The following is a 21677-nucleotide window of genomic DNA, read 5'->3' on the forward strand; positions in this document are numbered from 1 at the left end:
TCCAGAGAGAGGAGTATCAGGCCTGACCTGTGATGGTGAGGACGATCAGGACACAGTTCAGGCCCACGATCAGCGTGGCGCTGGTCCAGCCCGCGATCTTCAGCGGCATCGAGTCGGTGTGGATCCCCATCACCTCACGTTTCCCGGTCAGCCGGATCAACGGAATCAGCGCGAACGGGATGCCGAAGCTCAGCAGCACCTGACTCAGCACCAGGGCAACGGTGGGCTCAATCCCCGCACCAAGGATCAGCAGGGCCGGGATCAGCGTGATCACCCTGCGGGTCAACAGTGGTACCCGCAGCTTCAAAAGACCACCCATGATCGTGGCGCCCGCGTAGCAGCCAACCGAGGTCGAGGCCAGACCCGACGCCAGCAGCCCGATCGCGAAAACCACCCCAATCACCGGGCCAAGGGCGGAGGTGACGGCGGCATGGGCGCCCGCGATGGTGTCCGTTCCCTCGATGCCACGGAGGCTGGACGCGGCCAGCAGGAGCATCGCGATGTTGACGACCCCGGCAAGCATCAGGGCGCCGGCCACATCGAAACGGGTCGCGCGTATCAGCCGTGTCCGCTCGGCCGGGTCCTCGGAAAAGCCGTGCCTGTCCCGGGCAAGGGCCGAATGCAGGTAGATGGCGTGCGGCATGACGGTCGCCCCGAGCATGCTGGCAGACAGAAGGACGGTGTCCGTTCCCTCGAAGCGGGGGAGCAAGCCGCCGAGGGCGCTCCCCGCGTCAGGGGGATTAACGAACAGCCCCGACACGAAACCAACTGCGATCACACCCAGGAGGATCAGGATTGCGTACTCAAAGGACTTCTGGCCCCGGGAGGACTGCAGCGCCAGCAGCAACATGGACGCAAGTCCGATAATGACCCCTCCGGCCAGCAGCGGAAGCCCGAACAGCAGGTTCAGCGCCACGGCCCCGCCGATAACTTCGGCCATGTCCGTCGCGCCCGCGACGACTTCAGCCTGGGCCCAGTACAGCCGTCGGCGGCCGTTTCCCAGCCGCTTGCCCAGGATCTCGGGAAGGCTCAGACCTGTGGCCAGGCCCAGTTTCGCTGACTGATACTGCACCAGCACGGCCATAGCATTGGCGGCCACCAAAACCCAGACCAGCAAATACCCGTAACTGGCCCCCGCCGTGAGGTTCGCTGCAACGTTGCCTGGATCCACGTAAGCGATCGCGGCAACGAACGCAGGTCCCATCAGCAGCAGTCGGGACCATCGCTTCCCGGTTGCCGGCCCTGCTTGGAGTGTGGGTATAGCCATCGGAGTCCTCGTCATCGGGGGGGCATACTGATACCACCGAGGATAGCTGATGTTTAGGTACGCCGAAAAGTAATACTTCGGCTCTCCTGGACGGTGGCGTCCGGCCGGGACATCCCGGCCGGACGCGCGGAGCTTATTCCATGCCGCCAGGAAGAACCGTGTCGATGGCCTCTCCCGAACGCAGGCGTCGCAGAATGTCCGGCTCAGCACGGTCCGTTGAAAGGGCCAGGTCAACAATGGCAGCGGCATCCTCGGGCGAGAGAACCAGGACGCCGTTGTCGTCGGCCATCACCATGTCGCCGGGGTTTACCGTCACCCCGCCGCATAGCACCGGAACATTCACCGCACTGTTGGCATGGAGCCGGCGCTTGGCCGTGAGGACACTGGTTCCGCGGGCGAACACCGGAAGCCCTGCGCTCCGGAGCTCCACGATGTCGGTCACCACCCCGTCCACAACGATCCCTGCGGCACCGGCACATTGGGCTGCACACGCGGTGACAGCACCTACAGGTGCATGCGTGGTGTCGTGCCCGGTTTCGATGACAAGAACGTCGCCAGGTTCCAGAAGTGCCAGCGCCCGGTTCGTAGCGAAGGCATCCGCAGTCGCAACTCGAACGGTCATGGCCCGGCCAACAAGGTGGACGTTCCGGAGCATCGACCGGATGCCCGAATCGAGGAACCCCTCCTCCAGAAAATGCCCGATGGTGGGAAAGCTTACGGACTGAAGCCGACTGACCAGTTCAGCATCCAGGGCCTGGGTCAGACGAACTGTGCCATTCATGAACCGCCGCCCTCCTTCATGACAGCTATGCACTGAATCTCGAAGGAGAAATCCCAGATTCCCACGCAGATGGACGTGAGTGCAGGGGCACAGGAACCGAAAACATCAGCATAGATGCGGCGGTATTCCTCGTCCTGGCTCTGGTTGGAGATGTACACGGTCGCGTTGACCACGTGGTCAAGGCTGGATCCCGCCCCTTCAAGAACGGTTTGGAGATTGGTCAGCACCTGGCGGACTTTCCCTTCAAAGTCCGCTGGCCGATCGTCCGTTCCGGCGATCAGTGGAATCTGGCCTGTGGTGAAGACGAATCCTCCTGCAACCACAGCCTGGGAGAACGGTCCCACCGAGGCCGCCATCCCTGGAAATGTAGCCAATCGCGCTAGCATGTCTCCCCTGCTTTCCGGGTAGCGGAGACAAGCTCCGGTTCTTGAGAAAATCGGCCCTGGGGCGGTCCGTCCGCCACGAACGCAATACATTCGATTTCCAGCGCTATGTCCCAGATGCCAACGCAGCATGAAGTGCGGGCCGGCAACGTTGACCCGAAAGCCTCGGCGTACACTCCGTTGTATTCGGCCAACTGCTCCGGGTCCGTCAAGTAGGTGGTGACCTTCGCGACGTGGGCAAGATCAGAGCCCGCGTCAAGGAGGATGGCTTCCAGGTTGGTCAGGGTCTGGCGGACTTTTCCGGCGAAGTCCTCCGGCTGGTCCTGCATGCTGGTTCGGGCCGGGATCTGGCCCGACGTAAAGACCATTCCGTTTGCCACGACGGCCTGGGAATAGGGTCCCAGGACAGGAGCCATTCCTGGCGCATTGGCGATGCGCCGGATAAGCGGTGGCTTTTGATCGTCCGCGACGGCCGCTATGCAATGGATCTCGATGCTGTAGTCGCTGTCGGACACCATAACGGTGGTCCTGGCAGGAAGGTTGTCGCCGAAGACGTCCACGTAGATCTCGTTGTATTCGGCCAGCCGTGGATCCGTGAGGAACGTCGTTATTTTCAGTACGTGTTTGAGGCTGGACCCCGAGTCTTCGAGAGTCGCAGAGAGGTTTGCCAGCGCCAGCCGAACGTCGTCGGCGAAGTTCCGGCTCTCCGATTCAGGGACGGAGCGCAGCGGTACCTGTCCTGAGGTAAACACCAGGCCATTGGCCACGACCGCCCGAGGGGGTGGACTGGAGCGGGCGCTGACGCCGTCCAGTGTGCCGATGCGCCGGATCATGCGCGTGCGAGTTCGTCGTGGTCGGCAGCCTCGGAAGGAGCCTCGTGGATTGCATCGATGTTGGAACGCAGCGTTTCAGTGAGCAGGAGCAGTGCCACGAGGGAAACAGCAGCCGAACCGATCATGAACCATGCCACGGAGGACCCTTGACCCGTCGCGTTCAGCAGAGCTGTTGTGGCGACCGGTGTGATCGCACTTCCAAGGAGTCCGGCGAGCATGTAGGCGACGGAGAGGCCGGAGTAGCGGACCCGCGATCCGAAGAGTTCGGCCAGGAACGTGGCGATCGGGCCGTAGTTCGCGCAAAATGCCGTCATCAGCAGGATGTAACCGAACACCACGCCGGCGAGGGAACGGGTGTCCATCAGCCAGAACAGCGGGAATGCGACGACGATCTCAGCGATTATTCCGCCGACGATGATGGGCTTGCGGCCAAATTTGTCCGATAGTTTGCCGAAAACGGGGAGCATGATAATTCCCACGGCGCACGCCGCCAGGACTGCAATCAGCATGTCATTGGTGGAAAAGCCCAGTTTTGTCTTGCCGTAGGTAAGCCCGAACGCCACCAGGATATTGAAGGCCGTTCCGGTGGAAATTGTTGCCAGCGCGCCGAGAAGGACCTGCTTCCAGTACTTTCGCAGCAGTTCGGCCAGCGGCATTTTTGCCTTGGCTCCCGCGTCCTTGACTGCCTGGAATGACGGCGTCTCTTCCAGGGTCAGCCGAATGTAAAGGCCTACGGCAACGAGGATGACACTCGCGAGGAAGGGAATCCGCCAGCCCCAAGCAAGCAGTGCTTCCTCAGGCATGATGCCGGCGATGATCAGGAACACCAGGTTCGCGATCAGTGTTCCGCCGGGGACGCCCACCTGGACCAGTGACCCGTAGAAACCGCGCTTGTCCTTCGGAGAATGCTCCACCACCATCAGGACCGCTCCGCCCCACTCCCCGCCCAGGGCAAGTCCCTGAATGACTCGAAGCACGAGCAGAAGAATCGGCGCCGCGATGCCGATCGTTGCGTAGTCCGGCAGGAGGCCGATGGCAAACGTCGCGGCACCCATCGTCAGCAGTGATGTAAGGAGCATCGACTTGCGCCCCATCCGGTCACCGAAGTGGCCGAAGAGCGCGGCGCCGGCCATCCGGGCGACATAGGCGGCAGCGAACGTGCCGAAGGCCAGCATGGTGCCAACCAACGCATCAAAGCTTGGGAAGAAGATCTTGTTGAAAACGAGGGCAGACGCCGTAGCGAAGAGGAACAGGTCGTACCACTCAACGGTGGTTCCGATCACACTGGCTACTGCGATCTTACGCATCTTGTCTATTTTGGGACCGGACGTTGTTGCGGGTGGGGCAACGGATGATTGAGGCATGGCTCTTCTCCAACGTGAGAGGCGGCTGAGGTGAAATGTGACTGCTCGGTGCACTCAACTTTGGTGTGCGCGAGGTCACAACTCAAGGGATTTTTTCCCCCGTTTAGGCCGATAAACGAGGGCATTTGCCCAAATATCCACGCTGAGTGCCAGCCACATCACTCACAGCTCTCGGGCTCATCTACCACCCAAGTACTGCGATTCGCCTTCCGGAGCTACGTCCGTCCGCGCCAGTGACGCAATCGCTTACCGACCGCCGGTGGCCAGCCAGGAACCGAGCGGCACGTCCGCCACTTCTGTGTCCTCTTCCTCGGTCCCGCACGGCACAAAGCCGCGTGACTGGTAGTTCGCCAGGGCCGCGGGACCGTCGAGGCTGCAGGTATGGACCCAGACGCGGGCCACCTGCGGGAGGTCGACGCGCTGTGTCAGCGACCAGGCCGCCGTAATGCCGTGCTCCAGCAGCCGGCCGCCGAGACCCCGGCCGATCGCCTGCTCTGAAAGTCCGAAGTACCTGACCTCCACGTGCGTGCCATCCTCGGAGACGACGGGTTGAAGGTGGACATAGCCCCACGGCACGCCCTCACCATAGAGGACCCAGAATTCCGTCCCAGGCACCGCGAGTTCCTCGGCCCACTGCCGACGCGTCCACTCGAGCCGATCCGTCCAGTGCCACGGTCCGCCCACCAGGCCATAGAGGAAGCGGGCGAACTCCGGAGTGACCCCATCAGCCCGGTCCAGCCGGGCCTCGTCGGGCAACGGGCGCGCCGTCCAGGTGGGCGGCTGGAGCATCTGGAGCGTTGTGGTTATGACCTTCATAGACAGCTCAAACTTTCGATCTCGATCGTCCGTCAATCCTATTTGAGACCGAAAGTACGGCGTCTACTCCTCGCCGGCGTCTCGGGCTTCCAGGTGCTTCGCCATGGCTTCGCAGGCCTGGTTCCAGCGCGCTGTGAGGGCCTGCCGGTTCAACGGTTCGAACATGCTGTTGAGGACCTTCTCGACTGCGTCGTATGCAGCGTCCCGAACCCGTTCCTGCGCTGCTTGGCTGTAGTAGTTCATGACAGGGATTCGTTACGGCGACGCCGAAAGATGGCCTGCCGGGCACCACCGCGGGGCCAGGCGCTGCAGGCAGGGACGGACGACGGCGGGGACCTCCCGCCGTCGTCCGTTTCCCTGCGCGGTGCCTTCCTACGAGGTGCGGAGCCGGCCGAGGCAGTAGTTCTTGACGCAGTGCCGGACCGGTCGCGGCAGCCGCGGATACACCAGGGCGGACCACCGGGTGGTGCGGTCGAACAGGCGGCTGTGGCGGTCGCTCCACGGCAGCCCGAAGCCGGCACGCAAGTGGTCCGGCAGCAGGCCGGCGGTGATGAACCGGATCAGGGGCATGCTCATCCGCAGCCAGAGCGGCCCGGCCAGCGGGTACAGGAGGTCGCGGCCGACGCCGGCGGTTACTGCATCCAGCTCCAGTGCCCGGAGTGACGCGTCCCAGTAGGTCCGGAAGGCTGCGCGGTCAGCCGGCCACAGGTCCGCGGGGAGTTGCAGGACGGTGCCGATTCTCGCGTAGTCGCTGTACATAAGGTCGGCTGCCTCGTTGTCGAGCGGGCCGTAGATTTTCTCGTAGACGGTGATGGCGGTGTCGTACAGGGTTGCCACCACCCATAGTTGCGCCTGGGCATCGAACGCGCTGTACCCGTGGGAACCGGCGTCGGGCTTGCGACGGACCGCCGAGTGGGCCCGGTTCACGCTGCGGCGAACGGCCGCGACCTGGTCCTCGGTGCCGTAAACCACGGCGTAGACGTAGGTGACGGTGGCCCGGAAGCGGTCCAACGGGCGGGCAATAAAGTCACTGTGCTCGGCGACGCCATGGCCAACCGCGGGGTTCGCGATCTGCAGCAGGATGGCGCGGCCCGCCCCGGCGAGCAATACGCCTTCAGCACCGATATCGGCCAGGTTCCGCACCATGGACCAACGATACCGGAGAAGGCCACCCCGTCCGGAGACGGGACCTGCAGCCGTCCGTCGGTTCCCGCATTTACCGCACCATTTGGAATAACTCCGTACGGATCTGTTGGTCCGCCACTATGCTGGGCTGACCATCAATGGAGATGGGCTTGGCAGCACAAGGGGCAACTCGTGGCATCAGATTCCGGCGGCAGGGATTATCCCCGCATCCGCCGCTCGCCCAGCGGGCGCAAGTGGAGATCACGCTCCGCCACGGTTTTGGGCATCGCCCTCGTGGTCTGTCTCTATTTCACGCCGACCCTCTTCGAACGGTTTGTATTGCCAGCAGCCATTCCATACCTGCCGGGCGCCAAGGTGCCGCCGCCAGGGTTTGAGGCCGCTTCTGCCCCGCTCGGACTGTCGCCGGCCACCAGCGGATCCACCGCCTATGTCCTGCAGAAGTCTCCGGACCCGGGGCAGGCCTTCGTTGCCTATGACCCGTGCCGTCCGCTGCATTACGTGGTCCGGCCGGACAATGCGCCGCCGGGAACAGACCTACTCATCCAGCAGGCCGTGTCCGCGGTTTCGGCGGCCTCCGGACTGCAGTTCGTGTATGACGGAACCACGTCCGAGGCGCCATCGGAAGCCCGCGAAACTTACCAGCCGGCGCGATACGGCAAGCAGTGGGCGCCGATTCTCATTGCGTGGTCGTCTCCGGAGGTAGCACCCAAGCTGGCCGGGAATGTTGCCGGGATCGGCGGCAGCGCCTACGCCCACATTCCTGGCGAACCCTATGTGTACGTGGCCGGCCAGGTGACCCTCGATGCACCGGACCTTGCAGAGAGACTGGCCTGGCCGGAGGGGCCTGCCCACATCCGCGCCATCATCATGCACGAGCTGGGGCACGTCCTGGGGCTGGACCACGTGGACGATCCCACGCAGCTCATGTATGCGGAAAACAGCGGACAGTTCGACTTTGGCGATGGCGACCGTGCGGGGCTGGCGTTGCTTGGAACCGGAAAATGCGTGCCGCAACTGTAACCGCGCGGTAACCCGGCGGGCGGTTGACCGTGTTGCCCGTCAGCGGAGGTTGCCCGTCAGCGGACGACGGCGGGACTCCCGGCAGCCAAGGCGCCCACCAGTTCGGGGAGGTCCCTCACGCCGGGAAGGATGCGCAGGTGCGGGTGGCGGCCCAGCTCCTCCGCACCGAGCTTCCCGGTGAGGACGCCGACGCCGGCCACGCCGGCATTGGTTGCGGCCTGCAGATCGTTGACGGTGTCCCCGGCTGCCAGCACGGCGCGCACGTTCAGGACCCCGGTGCGCTCCATCGCGCGGTGGATCATGTGGGGAGCCGGGCGTCCACGGGGCACCTCGTCTGAGGTGACCACGGCGTCCAGAAGCTCGCCGTCGCCCACCCGCCAGCCCAAGGATGCCAGCAGCGGATCAGCCACGTCCCGTGAGAATCCGGTGGTCAACGCCACCTTGATACCCATGGACTTCAGGGTCCGCAGCGCGTCCTCCACACCGTCAAGGGGAACGGGCGCGTTCGCGGCGTACAGCACCGCCAGGATTTCCTGGAAGCGGACAAATGTGCGCGCCACAAGCCCGGATTCGGCGGCGATGCCACCAAGCTCCAGCAGCGCTGAGATGGCCTCGGCCTTGTCCGCGCCCATCCACGTCTGGAGGTTCGCGGGGGTCACCTCTGCGCCGGTCTCGCGGACCGATTCCTCCAGTGCCCGGTAGACATCCCCGTGTTCGTCGATGGTGGTTCCGGCCATGTCCAGGGCTACAAGTTCAATCATTACGGTGTTCCTTAGGCTGTGGTTGGCACGCGGACCAGGTTGGCGCGGTGCTCGCTGGTGTTTTCGATGGTGAAGTTGGTCAGGCCGGGGACATACCTGTCGTCGGAGTATTCAATCGGCTCCCCGGCCGCCGATGAGGTCAGGCGCCGTTCCCGGAGCAACGGTGCGCCGCGTTCGACGCCGAGCAGTTCCACGTCCAGCCCCTCAGCCGCCACGGCGTCGATGGTGTGCCGGCCCCTGCTCAGGTCCACGCCCTGGCTTTTCAGGAAGCTGAAGATGGAGCCGCTGTCCGTATCGAAGTCGAACAGCAGCCGGCCCACGTCCAGGACAAAGCTGGTCCGCTCCACCATGGCCGGCGCGTCGCCGAGGAGCCGCAGCCGCAGGACCTCCACCACAGGCTCACCAGCCGTGATGCCCAACTGGCCTGCCACCTCGGGCGAGGCCGGGCGGCGGGCGATCTCCCGGGTCTGCTGCCCCGGGATTTTGCCAATGGATCCGGCCCACTCCGTGAAGGACATAAAAGTAGTGAACGGCTGGGACAGCGCCGCACGGCCTGCGACCGGCTGCTTGCCGCGACCGCCCAAAATGAGGCCCTCCTTACGCAGTGCCGAGAGGGCCTGCCGGACCGTTCCCCGGGAGGCTTCGAATTCCCGGCAGAGCTCTGCCTCGCTGGGAATCTGGAGTCCTTCGGGCCACACGTCCGACGTGATCCGGGCACGAAGTTCGTCGGTCAGACGCTGGTGGAGGGGCTGAAGCTGCGAGAGGGCCATGAGTTGATCATACAAGTTGCCCTCCCGGGCTTTCCAACGATTTCAGCCATCCTGGATGAACACGCCATTAACTCCCCGGGCCTTTTATGAACAAACCGTAAACTTGTTCAAACAAGTGCCACTTAGGCTTGATTGACGCGGCGCGGAGCGGCCACTATCGATCTTGTGAATACCGAAATCCTTCAAACCCAAGCCGCCGGCAGCCTGCCGTCTTCCGTGGACGTGGTGGTGGTCGGGGCCGGCATCGTGGGCCTGGCCCACGCGGCCCTTGCCGCCGATCGCGGGCTCTCCGTGCTGGTCATTGACCGTGATCACCGGGCGGTGGGCGCCTCCATCCGGAACTTCGGACACTGCTGCATCACCGCGCAGACCGGCGACTTGTACGAACTGGCCATCACCGGCCGTAAGCACTGGCTCGATTTCTCGGAGCGCGCCGGCTTCTGGGCTACGGAATCCGGAGCCGTGGTGGTGGCGCGTAGCGCAACCGAACTGCGCGTCCTCCAGGAGCTGGCGGAACGCCGCGAACCCGGCCAGATCGTGCTGCTCAGTGCCGCGGAAACGTCCGCCCGGCTGGGGCGAGTGGCCGCAGCGGAGGTTCCGGACGCAACCGCAGGTCCCGCCGTCGTTGGCGGCGCGTGGCTGCGCGATGACCTCCGCGTCGATCCCCGGACCACAGTGGCGAGCCTCGCCGCGTGGCTGGATTCGCGTCCGGACACGTCCGTGCGGTGGAACACGTCCGCCGTCGGCTTTGGCGTAGGGAGCGAACGGACAGCACTCGTTCGGACAAGCCGCGGCGAGGTGGAGGCCGACCACGTGTTTGTGTGCGTGGGCCATGACGTGGACCTGCTCTTCCCGGAACTTGCCGAAGGGCACAGGATCGAACGCTGCTCGCTCCAGATGGCAGCAGCCAGTGGCCCGGAGGGTCTGAAGCTGGAACCGGCAGTCCTGACCGCCACCTCCATGCTCCGCTATGGCGCCTTTGTGGAGATGCCGTCCGCGGCGGACCTTCTTGCAGAGGTCCAGGCTCAGGATCCGGCCCTCCTGGACATCGGCGCCAACGTGATGTTCACCCAGCGACCTGACGGCACCCTGCTGTTGGGCGACTCCCACGCCTACCAGAAAACGGCGGACCCCTTCCTGGCAGAGTCCACCACCACGCTCCTGCTGGACCGGATGCAGGACGTCCTGGGCGTCGAATCCCTCGATGTCACGGAACGCTGGCAGGGCATTTACGCCTCCAGCGAGGTGGGCCCGCTACTTGTTGCCGGCATTGCCCCCGGCGTCACTGCCGTATCCGTCACCGCGGGAATCGGCATGACGGTTTCCTTCGGCCTGGCGGCGCGCAACGTCTCCGCCCTCCCCTGATCTTCCATCCCCCTCCTCCCCCCCGAGACCCCCAAGGATCCCCATGAAAACACGCTGCCTCGCCCTGATTCCGGTTGCCCTGCTCGCCGCCGTCGGCCTGTCCTCCTGTGCCAGCCCGGACGTCCAGAACGCGTCGGCCAACACCCCCGCGTACTGCGCCAACGGTCCCATCAAGTTCGGCATCGAGCCCTATGAGGACCCGGCCAAGCTCGAACCCGCCTACCGTGTCCTTGCGGACGCCATGGCGGCAAAGCTGGGCTGCGAGGTGGAGGTCCAGGTGGTGGAAGACTACTCGGCAGAGGTGCTGGCCATGGCCAACAACCGCCTGGACATCGGACAGTTCGGCCCCATGGGCTACGTCTTCGCCAGCACGAAAGCAGGGGCTGAGCCCATCGCCTCCTTTGGAACGGCCGACGGCGAACTCAGCACCTACACTGCCGGCATCTGGGTGCCGAAGGACTCCGCCATCCAGTCGATCAACGATCTCAAGGGCAAGGACGTGGCACTCGGCGGCATCGGCTCCACCTCCGGCGACGTCCTCCCCCGCTACGGACTCAAGAAGGCCGGCATCAGCGAAGCCGACCTGGACATCAGCTACGCCGGCGGGCACCCCGAGGCCCTCCTGGCCCTGACCAACGGGACGGTGGACGCCGCCGAGATCAACTCCCAGACCCTTGCCTCGGCCACGGCTTCTGGCACGTTCAAGCCGGAGGATTTCCGCCAGATCTGGACGTCGGAAGCCATCCCCAACGATCCCATCACCATCCGCGGCAACGCCGACCCGGCCCTCAAGGAAGCCGTCCGCGACGCGCTGGTGAACCTCCCCGCCGAGGCCATCGCAGAAGTGGGTGCCTTCCTGGACGTCACGCCTCCGGGCCCACTGCTGGCGGTCACCAAGGAGACCTACCAGCCGCTATTCGACCTCGCCGCCACCATGGGACTGACCGAGGAAGACCTGTGACAGCTGTCCAGGTGGCTGGCCTCACCAAGGCCTACGCGGGGACCACTGTTCTGGACGGCGTCGACTTCACCGTCCGGGCAGGGGAACTGCTGGCCTTCCTGGGCGCCAACGGCTCGGGAAAGTCCACCACCCTCAAATGCGTCATCGGGCTGACCCGCCCGGACGCCGGCACCGTCCGTGTCCAGGGCAAGGACCTGGGGACACTGCAGGGCCGGGCGCAGATCCTGGCGCGCAGCCAGGCGGCCATGGTCTTCCAGAAAATCCATCTCGTTCCGCGCCGGACGGCCCTGGACAACGTCTGCTCCGGCGGGCTCCTGCGGGTCCGCGGCCTCGCCTCAGTCAGCCCGGCATTTTTTGCCAAGGAACTGAAGGAGGAAGCCATGGCATGCCTGGACCGCGTGGGGCTGGCGGGGATTGCCCTGGAACGGACGGGGAAGCTGTCCGGCGGGCAGCAGCAGCGCGTCGCGATTGCCCGGGCCCTCTGCCAGCGCGCCTCGGTGCTGCTCGCGGACGAACCCGTCTCCGCCCTGGACCCGCACGCGGCTGAACAGGTCATGGCGCTGCTGGCCGAACTTGCCCACACGGAGAACCTCGCGGTGGCGGCGGTGCTCCACCAACCGGACCTTGCGATCCGTTACGCGGACCGCGCCATCGGCCTCCTCAAGGGCAGAATAGTGTTCGACGGCGGCCTGGCCGGCTTGACCGACCATGTCCTGGACACGCTGTACGCACCGGACAGGGTTGCAGCATGAGCGCCCCCGCGCTCCCCCGGGCCAAGCGCCAGTGGACCCGTACCGGGACCATCACCGCCGCCGTCGTACTCTTTATTGCCTTGCATGCGGTGGCCCTGGAGAGCACCGAGTTCAGGCCTGCCCTGCTGGTTGACGGCGCCCAGGGCATGGGACGGTTCCTCGCCGAGGCGTTCCCGCCGGACCTGAACTGGGAGAAGGTGCTGAAGCCCAGCCTCGAAGCAACCCTGGTGACGCTCTGGATCGGGCTGCTGGGAACCACCCTTTCCATTCCCACTGCCCTGCTGTTGGCCGCGGTGGCGTCGGAAACCACAACTCCGCATCCCGTGGTGTACCAGGCGGCGCGGGCTGTGCTGTCTTTCTTCCGGGCGGTGCCTGACGTTGTCTTTGCCCTGATTTTTGTCACCGCCGTGGGGCTTGGCCCGTTCGCGGGCGTGCTGGCCCTGATCTGCCACAACACCGGGGTGATGGGGAAGCTTTGGGCCGAGGCCATGGAGGAAAGTGACCAGGGACCTATGCAGGCACTTGCCTCCGCCGGTGCCAGCAAACTGCAGCAGACGTTCCACGCGAGCATCCCGCTGGTGGTCCCCCAGTTTGTGGGGTTGCTCCTCTACCGGTTCGACGTGAACGTGCGGTCCTCGCTGGTCCTGGGCCTGGTGGGTGCCGGCGGCGTGGGCCTGCTGATCAACCAGGCCATCAAGTCGTTCCAGTTCGATCAGATGCTCACGCACATCATGGTGGTGCTCGTCCTGATCGTGGTGGTTGACCAGGCGTCGGCCCTGATCCGGCGCAGGCTCGCCTGACCTGCGCCGCCGGAAACAGGAACAGCGGGCGACGGCGGGACTTCCCGCCGTCGTCCGCTTCTGTTGGGTGCGTTCCGCCTTGCCTTGAGCTGCGTACCCACCGGCGGCCCGGAAGTTGACACCCGCAGGTGCGTGCGGTTGACTTTTGCATATGCTGAAATAACAGTTCCATGATGCGGAAACAAAATATCCGTATAGCCTTACACCGTGGATGCCAGCATCAAAACACGAGGACTTGCCTCATGAATCTTGAACAGTTCAACGCGGCCGGCCGCACCGAGGCCGCCGAATTCCTGCGCCCCTGCCTGGATATCCAACGCTGGATCGACGAGCTCGCCGATGCGCGGCCCTATTCCGGCCCCGAAGCACTCCTGGCCGCAGGCCGCGGCGCAGCCAATCCCTTCACCCCGGCAGAGATCGAAGCAGCGCTCGCCCACCATCCGCGGATCGGCGAGCGTGCGCAGGGTGACAGCGCGGAAGCAAGGCTGTCCCAGTCAGAACAGGCCGGACTGGGTCCGGCCGACGCCGCCGTCGCCGAGGCCCTGGCTGAGGGTAACCGGGCCTACGAGGACAAGTTCGGGCAGGTGTTCCTGATCCGCGCTGCCGGCCGCAGCCGGGAGGAAATCCTGGCCGCCCTCAACACCAGGCTCGCCCACACCCCCGAAGCAGAGCAATCAATCATTGGCCAGCAGCTGCGGGAAATCGCAGTGCTCCGACTCGAAGGACTGATGGGCAAATGAGCGTTTCCCACGTCACCACCCATGTACTTGATACCGGTTCCGGCAAACCGGCGGCCGAGGTCCCGGTAACGCTCCACGTGCTCGACGGCGAGCGTTGGGTCCGGATCGCAGACGGCGCCACCGATGCGGACGGACGCATCAAAGAGCTGGGACCGGAGCGGCTGCCCACGGGGACCTACCGCCTGGCGTTCGACACCGGCAAGTACTTCGCAGCGAGCGGCACCGAGACGTTCTTCCCGGAGGTAACCCTCACGTTTGGCGTGGTGGAGTCAGAGCCGCACTACCACGTGCCGCTCCTGCTGAGCCCGTTCGCGTATTCCACCTACCGGGGCAGCTAAGCGTTCAGGCAGCACCCCCTCGGCGGCCGCCGCATCGGAGTCCGTGGCCGCCGATTGTGACCGTCCGCTCGCCTTGACGCGCGGATCGTCGCTTGGATAATCTCGAGATGCAATAAAGTTTTCTCACAGAATGAAAACTTGAGCCAACTATTCAACGATGAAAAGAGGCTGGACGTGGCTGCAGGAGAAGAGACCTCCCATATCCTCAGCGGGTTGACCAACCAGCTGCCCGATCGTGATCCGGAAGAGACCGCCGAATGGCTGGAGTCCCTGGATGCCCTGATTCAGGAACAGGGCACCGAGCGTGCCCAATACATCATGCGGAGCCTGCTCCAGCGGGCCGGCGCGCAGAGCGTCGGAGTTCCGATGGTGACCACCACGGACTATGTGAACACCATTCCGGTGGACCAGGAAACGGCGTACCCGGGGGACGATGAGATCGAGCGGAAGTACCGGTCCTGGCTGCGCTGGAACGCGGCCGTCATGGTGCACCGGGCGCAGCGGGCCGATATCGGGGTAGGCGGGCACATCTCCACCTACGCCGGCGCCGCCACCTTGTACGAGGTGGGCTTTAACCACTTCTTCCGCGGCAAGGACCACCCCGGCGGCGGTGACCAGGTCTTCTTCCAGGGCCACGCCTCCCCCGGCATGTACGCCCGCGCGTTTATGGAAGGCCGGCTCTCCGAGGAGGACCTGGACGGCTTCCGGCAGGAAAAGTCCAAGGAAGGCCACGCGCTTTCCTCCTACCCGCACCCGCGCCTCATGCCGGAGTTCTGGGAATTCCCCACCGTGTCCATGGGCATCGGCCCGATGAACGCGATCTACCAGGCCCAGTCCAACCGGTACCTGCACAACCGCGGCCTCAAAGACACTTCGGACCAGCAGGTCTGGGCGTTCCTGGGCGACGGCGAAATGGACGAGCCCGAGTCCCGCGGCCTCCTCCAGCTCGCCGCGAACGACAAGCTCGACAACCTGAACTTTGTGGTCAACTGCAACCTCCAGCGCCTCGACGGTCCGGTGCGCGGCAACGGCAAGATCATGCAGGAACTCGAAGCGTTCTTCCGCGGCGCGGGCTGGAACGTCATCAAGGTGGTCTGGGGCCGGGAGTGGGATGACCTGCTCACCCAGGACGCCGACGGCTCGCTCGTGAAGATCATGAACGAAACCCCGGACGGGGACTACCAGACCTACAAGGCCGAATCCGGCGGGTTCGTCCGCGAGCACTTCTTCGGCAAGACCCCGCAGACCAAGGACATGGTCGCGGACCTCTCCGATGACCAAATCTGGAACCTCAAGCGCGGCGGCCACGACTACCACAAGGTCTACGCGGCGTATAAGGCAGCCACCGAATTCAAGGGCAAGCCCACCGTCATCCTGGCCAAAACGGTCAAGGGCTACGGACTCGGACCCCACTTCGAGGGCCGCAACGCGACCCACCAGATGAAAAAGCTCACCCTCGATGACCTGAAGAAGTTCCGCGACTACCTCCGCATCCCCATCACGGACGAACAACTCGACGCGGACCTCTACCGGCCCCCGTACTACCACCCCGGCATGGACTCCCCCGAAATCCAGTACCTCATGGAACGCCGCCGCGCCCTGGGCGGTTTCGTCCCCGAACGCCGGCCGGACCACGCTCCGGTGGAGCTGCCGGAACCCAAGACCTATGAGGTTGCCAAGCGCGGTTCCGGGAAGCAGCAGGCCGCCACCACCATGACCTTCGTGCGCCTGCTGAAGGACCTGCTCAGGGATAAGAAGTTCGGACACCGTATTGTCCCGATCGTTCCGGATGAGTCCCGGACCTTCGGCATGGACGCGTTCTTCCCCACGGCCAAGATCTACAACCCGGACGGCCAGGCCTACCTGTCGGTGGACCGGGACCTGGTCCTCGCGTACAAGGAATCGGCGCAGGGCCAGCTGATCCACCCCGGCATCAACGAAGCCGGCGCCGTCGCAGCCTTCACGGCCGCCGGAACTTCCTACGCCACCCATGGGGTACCGCTGATCCCGGTCTACGTGTTCTACTCCATGTTCGGCTTCCAGCGCACCGGTGACGCCTTCTGGGCCGCCGCGGACCAGATGACGCGCGGCTTCATCATCGGCGCCACCGCCGGCCGGACCACGCTGACCGGCGAAGGCCTCCAGCACGCCGACGGCCACTCCCCGATCCTCGCCTCCACCAACCCGGCCGTGGTCACGTACGACCCCGCCTACGGGTACGAGATGGGCCACATCATCCGGGACGGCATCGAGCGCATGTACGGACCGGACGCCGGCGGCGATGGAACCGGACCAGCATCCGATAAGAACCTGATGTACTACATCACGGTCTATAACGAGCCCACCTCCCAGCCGGCCGAACCTGAGAACCTCGACGTCAACGGTGTGCTGAAAGGCATCTACCGGGTGTCGGCGTCGGGCCTTGAAGGGCCCAAGAGCCAGATCCTGGCCTCCGGTGTCTCCGTCCCCTGGGCCATCGATGCCCAGCGGATCCTCGCCGAGGACTGGGGAGTCTCCGCCGACGTCTGGTCCGTCACGTCCTGGAACGAACTGCGCCGCGACGGGCTCGCAGCGGAGGAAGAGGCGTTCCTGAACCCTGGCCTGCCCGCCCGCTTACCGTTCGTCACGCAGCAGCTCGCCAATGCGCAGGGGCCCGTAGTGGCGGTGACCGACTACATGAAGGCCGTCCCGGACCAGATCCGCCAGTTCCTCCCGCACCAGTTCGCTTCGCTAGGGGCAGACGGCTTCGGCTTCTCCGACACCCGCGCAGCCGCCCGACGCTTCTTCAAGAACGACACCCACTCGATTGTGGTGAAGACCCTGCAGCTGCTGGCTGCGCGCGGCGAGGTGGACGGCGGCGTGCCCGCCTACGCGATGGACCGCTACAAGCTCCTGGACGTCAACGCCGGGACCACCGGCGGCGCCGGAGGCGACGCCTGACCTCCTTCGTCGAGACAACAGATGACGGCAGTGTTCCCCCGGGACGCTGCCGTCATCTGTCATGTGGCTGGATAGGCTGGGGCGATGGCTGACCTGGACACGCAACGCACGACGGCGGTGCTGCTTGCCGCCGGCGCCGGGACGCGGCTGGGGCTCGGGCCCAAGGCATTGCTCCGGTTCCGCGGCCGCACGCTCGTTGAAGTGCTGGCAGACGTGCTGCTCGCGGGCGGCTGCCGGGAAGTGGTGGCTGTGCTCGGCGCGGACGCGGAAAAGGTCCGCGCCGCCACCGATCTGAGCCGGCACCGGGTCATCGACAACCCGGACTGGGCCGGCGGAATGGGAAGTTCGTTCCGGGCGGGAGTTGCCGCAGCAGCACCGGGGGACCATGTGCTGATCGCGCTGGTGGACCAGCCCGGCCTGACAGCAGAAACTGCCGCCAGGTTGCTGGCATCCCACCGGCCTGGCCGGGTGACGGCGGCCGCCTACCGTGGCCCCGACGGAAGACTTCGGCGGGGACATCCGCTGCTTCTGGATTCCAGCCTCCGCGCTGAGGCCGCGGACACCGCAACGGGCGACGCCGGGGCCCGCCATTTCCTCCAGGGCCACCCGGAACTGATAGACCTCGTGGACTGCAGCGACCTCTCCGGCGGCGAAGACCTCGACACCCCCGAACACCTGCACCTCCTCGAGTAGCCCGAAGTGTCCTTGCTGCGCCGTCCTTTACCGGACGCCCGAGGGCCGACTCGAACGGAGTAATGACAGTGCGCACCGGAGTGGAAGTCAGCCCGCTGTGTCTGGGCACGATGATGTTCGGCGCCTGGGGCAACACGGACGTTGACGATTCGATCCGGATCATCCACCACGCCCTGGACGCGGACATCAACTTCATCGACTCGGCCGACGTCTACTCGGGCGGCGAATCGGAGGAGATCGTCGGCAAGGCACTCGAAGGGCGGCGCGACGACGTCGTACTGGCCACCAAGTTCTTCATGCCCATGGGCAAGGGGCCCAACCGCAGCGGCGGCTCCCGGAAGTGGATCATGCAGGCGGTCGAGAACTCGCTACGGCGCCTCGCCCATCATCGGACCGCGCACCATGGAGCAGCTCGAATCCCAGCTGCCGGCGGCCACCGTGACGTTGTCCACTGAGACCCTGGACCGCATCGACGAACTCGTCGCCCCGGGCCGGACGTTGAATCCCCACGACAACAGCTACGGTGCAAACGAGCTGCTCCCGGCAGCTCGCCGCCGCTAGGATTTTCGTCCCCAACGCACGGAACCCCGCCCCTATCAGGGGCGGGGTTCCTCGCGTCGCGGACTTCGGTGGTCCGGGGCGTGGAATTACTTCCCGCCACCAGAGTCAGACGACCCGTCAGGTATGACAGCGGCGTGGGTGGGCCGCCTCATCTGGAACTCGGGAATCGCCTCCGGGTTCGGACCGCCACGGAATTTGGGCGACGGCTGCTGGCCGCCACTGATCCGCTCAAGCTCCTGGTCCTCGAAGTCGTCTTCGACACCGAGCATGATGGCGGAATCGTGGTTGGTGATTTCGCCGCGGAAGGCCCGGACCATAACGCTGCGGTCGAACTGGCCCTCCCATTTGGAGACCACAAAGGTGGCGACGCAGTTGCCCAGCAGGTTGACCACCACCCGCATGGAGTCCATCAGGCGGTCGGCACCGAGCAGCAGGGCCACGCCGGCAACCGGGAAGATCCCCAGGGCGGCAGCGGTGGCGGACAGCGCCAGGAACGAGGACCCGGGCACGCCGGCCATGCCCTTGGAGGTCAGGAGCAGAACGCCGAGCGCCGCAAGCTGCTGGCCGAGGTCAAGGTTGTGGCCGAAGGCCTGCGCCAGGAAGAGCAGGGAGATGGAGAGGTAGATCGCGGCGCCGTCGAGGTTGAACGAGTAGCCGGTGGGAACCACCAGTCCGGTGGTGGCGCGTGAGCAGCCGGCGTTGGTCAGCTTGGTCATGATGCGCGGCATCACAGCCTCGGTGGAGGCGGTGCCGAGGGCCAGCAGGAACTCCTCGCGGGTGTACTTCAGGAACTGCCAGAGCGGAACGCGGGCGAAACTCCAGGCCACCAGGAACAGCAGGGCAATGAAGACGATAGCAGCGCCGTAGCAGGCGGCAATCAGCTTGGCGTACGTGCCGAGCGTGGCAAGTCCGTACTGGCCGATGATGAACGCCATGGCACCGAAAGCGCCGATCGGCGCCACCTTCATGATCCAGGACATGATCTTGAAAATGAGCTCCAGGACAGTTTCCATAAGGCTGATGACCGGCATGCAGCGCTCGCGTCCGATGACCACGATGGCCGCGCCGAAGAACACCGAGAAGAACAGGACCTGCAGGAGGCTGTTGCTCGCGAACGCACCGATGACGCTGGTGGGGATGATGTCCAGGATGAAGGCAGCCGCGTCCTTCGGGGGCGTGGTGCCGGTCTTCGCGTTCAGCGCGTCCTGGGAAAGAGTGCTGGGATCGATGTTCAGCCCGGCACCGGGCTGGACGATGTTGCCTACGATCAGGCCGAAGACCAGCGCGAAGAGCGTGGCCCCGGTGAAGTAGAGAAGGGCTTTGACTCCGACCCTTCCGACCGCCTTGACGTCGCCAACGGCCGAAATGCCGGTGACGATCACCAGGAAAATCAGCGGCGCGATGATCATTTTGATGAGCTGGATGAAACCATCACCGAGCGGCCTCAGCTGCGAGCCAAGGTTCGGCCAGAAATGTCCAATAAGAACACCTGCCACGACGGCGATCAGAATTTGGAAGAAGAGCGACCTATACAGGGGCTTCTTCTTCTGCGGTGCCGAACTCGCCTTCAGCGCCGCGGAATCTGGGATCTTCATTGATCTGTACCTATCAATAGGGAACAGCCCCGGAGATCGGGGTCTGTTTTAAACGTAACCCCGGTCACAAGATTCCGCAAGGGGAAATTGCATTTTCACAATGCGGAAATAGTTGGAAATTTCCGGACATGCAAAACCCGCCACGGAAACGGACGCCCGCCACGGAAAACACAGGTGCGGACGTCCGTTTCCACAGCGGAAAGGTGTGGATTGTTCTTTGTTAGCCGCGGCCGACGAACGGCATGCCGGCGGCCGTGATCACTACGGAGCCCACACTGGCCGACGGCGGCATGCCAGCCATCAGGAGAACGGCACGCGCGGCGTCCTGCACCGGGAACGTGGGCTCCACCCTGCGGCTGCCGTCAGCCTGCAGGGCTCCGGAGTCCACGCCGATGGTGGACATGATGTCCGTGGCCGTATTGCCGATGTCGATCTGGCCGCAGGTGATGCCGAAGCCCCTTCCGTCCAGCTCTATGCTCTTGGTCAGGCCCGTCATTGCGTGCTTGGTGACCGTATAGGCCACCGTCCGCGGCCGCGGCGAATGCGCTGAAATGGATCCGTTGTTGATGATCCGGCCGCCCTGCGGGTCCTGGGATTTCATGGCCCGGACGGCTGCGGCGGCGCACAGCATCGAGCCCGTGAGGTTCACCGCCAGCACCGCGTCCCAGTCGGCCACGCTGATTTCATCCACCGACGCGGCCGGGCCGAACACGCCGGCATTGTTGAACAGGAGGTCAACCCTCCCCCACCTCCCGAGTGCCGCAGCGAAAAGACGCTCGACGTCGTCGGGCACTGTTACGTCGCAGGGCACCGTCAGCGCCTGGCGGTGGCCGGCCGCGGACTCCAGCAGCGGAGCCTCACGGCGGCCGGCCAGCACCACGCGGTACCCGTCGGCCAGCAGGAGCCGCGCCACCGCCCTGCCAATTCCGGAACCGGCACCGGTCACGACGGCGACCAGCGCCGGCCTATGGGGCTGTACGGGCCGGTGGGTTGCAGTCATGGGGTCGCTCCTTGTGTTGATGGCCGGGCTATGGATCGCCGGGCTAGGGTGCGGCGGGAACTTCCGCCGCCGTTATGGGCCAGCCTATGACCGTCTTGGGCCGCGGGGTGGCGTAGGTCCGGACCTTTGAGGTGCTCAGCCGCAGCCGGACCAGCGATTCGGCAATGGTGACAGCAGCGGCCACGCCGTCCACCACGGGGACGCCCGCACGCTTGCGGATTTCCTCATCCAGGCCAGCCATGCCGCCGCAGCCGAGGACAATGACTTCGGCCTTGTCCTCGCGGACGGCCAGCAGCGCCTGTTCGATGATGGCTTCAACAGCGCGTTCCGGCTCCTCCTCCAGTTCCAGGACGGCCATGCCGCTGGCCCGGACCGAGGCGCACCGGGCGTCGAGGCCGGCCAGCTTCAGCCGGTCCTCGATCAGCGGAACGGCACGGTCCAGGGTGGTGATCACGGAGTACTTGTGGCCCAGGAACATCGCGGTGCTCGCGGCCGCCTCGGTGATGTCCACCACCGGGACGTCGAGGAGCTCCTGGAGCCCTTCGCGGCCGTGTTCGCCGTAGCCGGCCTGGATGACGGCGTCGAAGGGTTCCGGGTAGCTGACCACGGCGTCCATCACAGCGATGGCCGCGAGGTAACTCTCAAAGTTTCCCTCGCAGGAGTCCGCGCCGAAGCGGGGAGTGATTCCCACGATCTCCGTATCCGGAAGCGCGGCCTGCCGTGCCTGGGCCGCGATCGAATCGGTCATGGACTGTGTGGTGTTGACGTTGGCCACAAGGATGCGCATGGTG

At 65.1% G+C, this 21677-nt stretch carries 23 protein-coding genes and 1 pseudogene; 11 read left to right on the forward strand and 13 right to left on the reverse strand.

Features of this window, described 5'->3' with window-relative positions; all coding sequences use genetic code 11:
• Positions 1-16 precede the first annotated feature (16 nt).
• The 8 genes from ACZY1F_RS02200 to ACZY1F_RS02235 all read right to left on the reverse strand — a co-directional run bounded on the left by ACZY1F_RS02200 (position 17) and on the right by ACZY1F_RS02235 (position 6590).
• Positions 17-1267, reverse strand: a complete 1251-nt coding sequence (locus tag ACZY1F_RS02200) for an Nramp family divalent metal transporter (protein WP_463940026.1) — start codon at positions 1265-1267, stop codon at positions 17-19.
• Positions 1268-1400: 133 nt separating this feature from the next.
• Complete coding sequence (locus tag ACZY1F_RS02205) at positions 1401-2048, reverse strand: RraA family protein (RefSeq protein WP_463940027.1); 648 nt, start codon at positions 2046-2048, stop codon at positions 1401-1403.
• Positions 2045-2422: a RidA family protein gene (locus ACZY1F_RS02210; protein ID WP_463940028.1), complete on the reverse strand. Its 378-nt coding sequence runs from the start codon at positions 2420-2422 to the stop codon at positions 2045-2047. Before ACZY1F_RS02210 ends, ACZY1F_RS02205 begins: the two co-directional genes overlap by 4 nt.
• A 5-nt stretch (positions 2423-2427) precedes the next feature.
• On the reverse strand, positions 2428-3264 hold the full coding sequence (locus ACZY1F_RS02215; protein ID WP_463940029.1) for a RidA family protein: 837 nt from the start codon (positions 3262-3264) through the stop codon (positions 2428-2430).
• On the reverse strand, positions 3261-4571 hold the full coding sequence (locus ACZY1F_RS02220) for an MFS transporter (RefSeq protein WP_463940030.1): 1311 nt from the start codon (positions 4569-4571) through the stop codon (positions 3261-3263). The genes ACZY1F_RS02215 and ACZY1F_RS02220 overlap by 4 nt, the downstream gene beginning before the upstream one ends.
• Positions 4572-4874: 303 nt before the next feature.
• On the reverse strand, positions 4875-5444 hold the full coding sequence (locus ACZY1F_RS02225; RefSeq protein WP_463940031.1) for a GNAT family N-acetyltransferase: 570 nt from the start codon (positions 5442-5444) through the stop codon (positions 4875-4877).
• Between the two features lie 63 nt (positions 5445-5507).
• Positions 5508-5687 (reverse strand): hypothetical protein, encoded by a 180-nt coding sequence (locus tag ACZY1F_RS02230; protein WP_252570505.1) that lies wholly within the window; start codon positions 5685-5687, stop codon positions 5508-5510.
• 129 nt (positions 5688-5816) lie between these two features.
• On the reverse strand, positions 5817-6590 hold the full coding sequence (locus ACZY1F_RS02235; protein ID WP_463940032.1) for an oxygenase MpaB family protein: 774 nt from the start codon (positions 6588-6590) through the stop codon (positions 5817-5819).
• Between the two features lie 171 nt (positions 6591-6761).
• On the opposite strand from ACZY1F_RS02235, the gene ACZY1F_RS02240 reads away from it, so the two are divergent.
• Complete coding sequence (locus ACZY1F_RS02240; protein ID WP_463940033.1) at positions 6762-7610, forward strand: matrixin family metalloprotease; 849 nt, start codon at positions 6762-6764, stop codon at positions 7608-7610.
• Between the two features lie 56 nt (positions 7611-7666).
• On the opposite strand, the gene ACZY1F_RS02245 is transcribed toward ACZY1F_RS02240, so the two are convergent.
• Complete coding sequence (locus ACZY1F_RS02245; protein ID WP_463940034.1) at positions 7667-8371, reverse strand: phosphonatase-like hydrolase; 705 nt, start codon at positions 8369-8371, stop codon at positions 7667-7669.
• A gap of 11 nt (positions 8372-8382) precedes the next feature.
• Positions 8383-9141, reverse strand: a complete 759-nt coding sequence (locus ACZY1F_RS02250; protein WP_463940035.1) for a GntR family transcriptional regulator — start codon at positions 9139-9141, stop codon at positions 8383-8385.
• A 165-nt stretch (positions 9142-9306) separates the two neighbouring features.
• On the opposite strand from ACZY1F_RS02250, the gene ACZY1F_RS02255 reads away from it, so the two are divergent.
• From ACZY1F_RS02255 to ACZY1F_RS02300, 10 genes and pseudogenes are all read left to right on the forward strand, one after another.
• Positions 9307-10506: a TIGR03364 family FAD-dependent oxidoreductase gene (locus tag ACZY1F_RS02255; protein WP_463940036.1), complete on the forward strand. Its 1200-nt coding sequence runs from the start codon at positions 9307-9309 to the stop codon at positions 10504-10506.
• A 43-nt stretch (positions 10507-10549) separates the two neighbouring features.
• Positions 10550-11467 (forward strand): phosphate/phosphite/phosphonate ABC transporter substrate-binding protein, encoded by a 918-nt coding sequence (locus ACZY1F_RS02260; RefSeq protein ID WP_463940037.1) that lies wholly within the window; start codon positions 10550-10552, stop codon positions 11465-11467.
• On the forward strand, positions 11464-12219 hold the full coding sequence (locus ACZY1F_RS02265) for a phosphonate ABC transporter ATP-binding protein (RefSeq protein ID WP_463940038.1): 756 nt from the start codon (positions 11464-11466) through the stop codon (positions 12217-12219). Before ACZY1F_RS02260 ends, ACZY1F_RS02265 begins: the two co-directional genes overlap by 4 nt.
• Positions 12216-13019 carry a phosphonate ABC transporter, permease protein PhnE gene (gene phnE / locus ACZY1F_RS02270; protein WP_463940039.1) on the forward strand — a complete coding sequence of 268 codons (804 nt, stop codon included), beginning with the start codon at positions 12216-12218 and terminating at the stop codon, positions 13017-13019. The genes ACZY1F_RS02265 and phnE overlap by 4 nt, the downstream gene beginning before the upstream one ends.
• Positions 13020-13261: 242 nt before the next feature.
• Positions 13262-13759 (forward strand): 2-oxo-4-hydroxy-4-carboxy-5-ureidoimidazoline decarboxylase, encoded by a 498-nt coding sequence (gene uraD, locus ACZY1F_RS02275; protein ID WP_463940040.1) that lies wholly within the window; start codon positions 13262-13264, stop codon positions 13757-13759.
• Positions 13756-14097: a hydroxyisourate hydrolase gene (gene uraH, locus ACZY1F_RS02280; RefSeq protein ID WP_463940041.1), complete on the forward strand. Its 342-nt coding sequence runs from the start codon at positions 13756-13758 to the stop codon at positions 14095-14097. Before uraD ends, uraH begins: the two co-directional genes overlap by 4 nt.
• Positions 14098-14271: 174 nt before the next feature.
• Positions 14272-17037, forward strand: a complete 2766-nt coding sequence (gene aceE, locus ACZY1F_RS02285; protein ID WP_463940386.1) for a pyruvate dehydrogenase (acetyl-transferring), homodimeric type — start codon at positions 14272-14274, stop codon at positions 17035-17037.
• Between the two features lie 84 nt (positions 17038-17121).
• Complete coding sequence (gene nboR / locus ACZY1F_RS02290) at positions 17122-17730, forward strand: nicotine blue oxidoreductase (RefSeq protein ID WP_463940042.1); 609 nt, start codon at positions 17122-17124, stop codon at positions 17728-17730.
• Between the two features lie 62 nt (positions 17731-17792).
• Positions 17793-18110: pseudogene (locus ACZY1F_RS02295) on the forward strand (aldo/keto reductase); the annotation flags it as partial.
• 58 nt (positions 18111-18168) lie between these two features.
• Positions 18169-18291, forward strand: a complete 123-nt coding sequence (locus tag ACZY1F_RS02300) for a hypothetical protein (RefSeq protein ID WP_463940043.1) — start codon at positions 18169-18171, stop codon at positions 18289-18291.
• 86 nt (positions 18292-18377) lie between these two features.
• Here ACZY1F_RS02300 and ACZY1F_RS02305 read toward each other — a convergent pair whose 3' ends face one another.
• The 3 genes from ACZY1F_RS02305 to ACZY1F_RS02315 form a co-directional block, all read right to left on the reverse strand.
• On the reverse strand, positions 18378-19886 hold the full coding sequence (locus ACZY1F_RS02305; RefSeq protein WP_463940044.1) for a cation:dicarboxylate symporter family transporter: 1509 nt from the start codon (positions 19884-19886) through the stop codon (positions 18378-18380).
• A 220-nt stretch (positions 19887-20106) separates the two neighbouring features.
• Positions 20107-20886 (reverse strand): SDR family oxidoreductase, encoded by a 780-nt coding sequence (locus ACZY1F_RS02310; RefSeq protein ID WP_463940045.1) that lies wholly within the window; start codon positions 20884-20886, stop codon positions 20107-20109.
• A 43-nt stretch (positions 20887-20929) separates the two neighbouring features.
• Positions 20930-21673: an aspartate/glutamate racemase family protein gene (locus ACZY1F_RS02315; protein ID WP_463940046.1), complete on the reverse strand. Its 744-nt coding sequence runs from the start codon at positions 21671-21673 to the stop codon at positions 20930-20932.
• Positions 21674-21677 lie beyond the last annotated feature (4 nt).

The organism is Pseudarthrobacter xylosi, from assembly GCF_055412765.1.

Excerpts from the sequence above, each read along its gene's own strand:
- ACZY1F_RS02200 (WP_463940026.1), bottom strand. The coding sequence starts at position 1,267 with ATGGCTATACCCACACTCCAAGCAGGGCCGGCAACCGGGAAGCGATGG.
- ACZY1F_RS02205 (WP_463940027.1), bottom strand. The coding sequence starts at position 2,048 with ATGAATGGCACAGTTCGTCTGACCCAGGCCCTGGATGCTGAACTGGTC.
- ACZY1F_RS02215 (WP_463940029.1), bottom strand. The coding sequence starts at position 3,264 with ATGATCCGGCGCATCGGCACACTGGACGGCGTCAGCGCCCGCTCCAGT.
- ACZY1F_RS02220 (WP_463940030.1), bottom strand. The coding sequence starts at position 4,571 with ATGCGTAAGATCGCAGTAGCCAGTGTGATCGGAACCACCGTTGAGTGG.
- ACZY1F_RS02225 (WP_463940031.1), bottom strand. The coding sequence starts at position 5,444 with ATGAAGGTCATAACCACAACGCTCCAGATGCTCCAGCCGCCCACCTGG.
- ACZY1F_RS02230 (WP_252570505.1), bottom strand. The coding sequence starts at position 5,687 with ATGAACTACTACAGCCAAGCAGCGCAGGAACGGGTTCGGGACGCTGCA.
- ACZY1F_RS02235 (WP_463940032.1), bottom strand. The coding sequence starts at position 6,590 with ATGGTGCGGAACCTGGCCGATATCGGTGCTGAAGGCGTATTGCTCGCC.
- ACZY1F_RS02245 (WP_463940034.1), bottom strand. The coding sequence starts at position 8,371 with ATGATTGAACTTGTAGCCCTGGACATGGCCGGAACCACCATCGACGAA.
- ACZY1F_RS02250 (WP_463940035.1), bottom strand. The coding sequence starts at position 9,141 with ATGGCCCTCTCGCAGCTTCAGCCCCTCCACCAGCGTCTGACCGACGAA.
- ACZY1F_RS02260 (WP_463940037.1), top strand. The coding sequence starts at position 10,550 with ATGAAAACACGCTGCCTCGCCCTGATTCCGGTTGCCCTGCTCGCCGCC.
- phnE (WP_463940039.1), top strand. The coding sequence starts at position 12,216 with ATGAGCGCCCCCGCGCTCCCCCGGGCCAAGCGCCAGTGGACCCGTACC.
- uraD (WP_463940040.1), top strand. The coding sequence starts at position 13,262 with ATGAATCTTGAACAGTTCAACGCGGCCGGCCGCACCGAGGCCGCCGAA.
- uraH (WP_463940041.1), top strand. The coding sequence starts at position 13,756 with ATGAGCGTTTCCCACGTCACCACCCATGTACTTGATACCGGTTCCGGC.
- nboR (WP_463940042.1), top strand. The coding sequence starts at position 17,122 with ATGGCTGACCTGGACACGCAACGCACGACGGCGGTGCTGCTTGCCGCC.
- ACZY1F_RS02305 (WP_463940044.1), bottom strand. The coding sequence starts at position 19,886 with ATGAAGATCCCAGATTCCGCGGCGCTGAAGGCGAGTTCGGCACCGCAG.
- ACZY1F_RS02310 (WP_463940045.1), bottom strand. The coding sequence starts at position 20,886 with ATGACTGCAACCCACCGGCCCGTACAGCCCCATAGGCCGGCGCTGGTC.
- ACZY1F_RS02315 (WP_463940046.1), bottom strand. The coding sequence starts at position 21,673 with ATGCGCATCCTTGTGGCCAACGTCAACACCACACAGTCCATGACCGAT.